The sequence below is a fragment of the Streptomyces sp. NPDC004561 genome (assembly GCF_053602155.1).
Genome location: NZ_JBSGDB010000841.1, coordinates 1 through 1,929 on the forward strand (window position 1 = coordinate 1; position 1,929 = coordinate 1,929).

The window sequence follows — 1,929 nt, forward strand, 5'->3', positions numbered from 1 at the left end:
GTATACGCTCCGTGTATAGAAGGGTACGCATGTACGGCAAGGCTTTCGCCCCGGAGTACCAGGGCGCCCTGACCACACTGTCCGTGAACTCCTCGCTGGTCGACGTGCTGGCGGAGGGCACCGAGCGGCTGCGCGAGGCCGAACGGTCCGGACACCCCGGAGAGGCGGCCCGCTGCGGGCTCGCCGTCGCCGAGGCACACCGGCGGCTCGGGCAGGTGCGGGACGCCGACCGGGCCTGGAAGGCGAGCTACCGCGCCGCCCGCGAGGCCGGGGACACCGCCGCCATGGCCTGGGCGCTCTGGAGCGGCGGCACCCTCGCCCGGCAGCGCGGGGCGTTCCCGCTGGCCTGGCGGCTGCTGGGGCTCGCGGCCGAACTCGGCGAGCGGGGCGGGGACGTCGTGGTCCGGGGCTACTCGCTGGCGGGGCTCGCCGAGACCGGCCGGATCCAGGGCGACTACGCCGCGGTCGGCCGGCTGCACGAGCAGCTGCTGGCCGAGGCCCGCCGGCGCGGGGAGGCCCGGCACACGGTGTGGGCGCTGGAGGGCATCGCGCAGATGCACCGCAACACCGGGGACCACGACAGGGCGTACGCGCTGTTCGAGGAGGCGGCGGAGATAGCCGAGCGGGCCGAGGACCGGCGCGGGCACGCCTGGGCGCTGCGCGGTCTCGCCGACATCGTCTCGGTCCGCGACCAGGACACCGAGCGGGCGCTGGAGCTGCTGTCCCGGGCGGAGGCGAGCTGCCGGGCGATGAACCTCTCCAGCGCGCTCGCGTACAACCACAAGATGCGCGGCAACGTCCTGTACCGGGCCGGCCGGTACGCCGAGGCCCGGGACCTGTACGAGCTGGCGCTCGAGGAGTTCCGCGCGATGAGCGAGCCGCGCGGCGAGGCCCTGTCCCGGCTGGGCCTGGCCAAGTCCCTCGCCCGGCTGGGCCACGACCGCGCCGCGACCGCCGCCGAACTCGCCGATCTGGCCCGCGTCCTGGAGCGCGGCGGGCTGCGGCACGCGCGGGAGATGGTGACCCGGGCCCAGCGGGAGCTCGGCCTCGACGCGGAGGTCGCACGATGACGGCCCTCGGCTCACCGGTGCGGGCGCCGGCCGGCCAGGTCCTCGCCCGCTGCCGGGAACTGGTGCGGCCCGCGCTGACGGAGGCGGTGGCCCGGATGCACCCGTGGGTGGCCGAGATGGCCGCGTACTCCTTCGGCTGGTGCGAGGTCGGCGGGGCGCCCGCCGCCGCACCGGGCGGCAAGGGCGTGCGGCAGGCGCTGGCCGTGCTCGGCGCCGAGGCCGCGGGCGCCGACGGCAAGGCCGGTGTGCCGGCCGCGGTCGCGGTGGAGCTGGTGCACGCCTTCTCGCTGCTGCACGACGACATCATGGACGGCGACACCACCCGGCGCCGCCGCCCCGCCGTGTGGCAGGCGTACGGCACGGGCCCCGCCGTGCTCGCCGGGGACGCGCTGTTCGCGCTGGCGGTGGACACCCTCGCGGCCGCGCCCCGGGGTCCGGGTGCCGTACGGCTGCTCTCGGCGGCCCTCGCGGACCTGGTACGCGGGCAGGCCGACGACCTGCTCTTCGCCGACCGTCCGTGCGAGGGCCCGGAGCGGGTGACGGAGCGGGAGTACCGGTCGATGGCGGAGGGCAAGACCGGTGCCCTGCTGGGCTGCGCCGCCGCGCTCGGCGCGGCGCTCGGCGGGGCGCCGGAGGCCACCGTCCACGCGCTGGACCGGGCCGGTCGTCGGCTCGGGATCGCCTTCCAGCTGGTCGACGACGTGCTGGGCATCTGGGGCGACCCGGCGGTCACCGGCAAGCCCGCGGGCGGCGATCTGCGCGAGGGCAGGAAGACCTTCCCGGTGCTCGTCGCGCTCGGCTCCCCGGCGGGGCGCCGGCTGCCCGCGCTGCTCGGCTCCCCGGAGCGGGCCGGGGAGGC

2 protein-coding genes are annotated in these 1,929 nt (G+C 77.3%); both read left to right on the forward strand.

Features of this window, described 5'->3' with window-relative positions:
• Positions 1-29: 29 nt before the first annotated feature.
• Positions 30-1,070, forward strand: a complete 1,041-nt coding sequence (locus ACWEN3_RS45945) for a tetratricopeptide repeat protein (protein ID WP_452984323.1) — start codon at positions 30-32, stop codon at positions 1,068-1,070.
• The coding region (locus ACWEN3_RS45950; RefSeq protein ID WP_452984325.1) for a polyprenyl synthetase family protein at positions 1,067-1,929 on the forward strand (863 nt) is incomplete at its 3' end. The genes ACWEN3_RS45945 and ACWEN3_RS45950, both read left to right, overlap by 4 nt.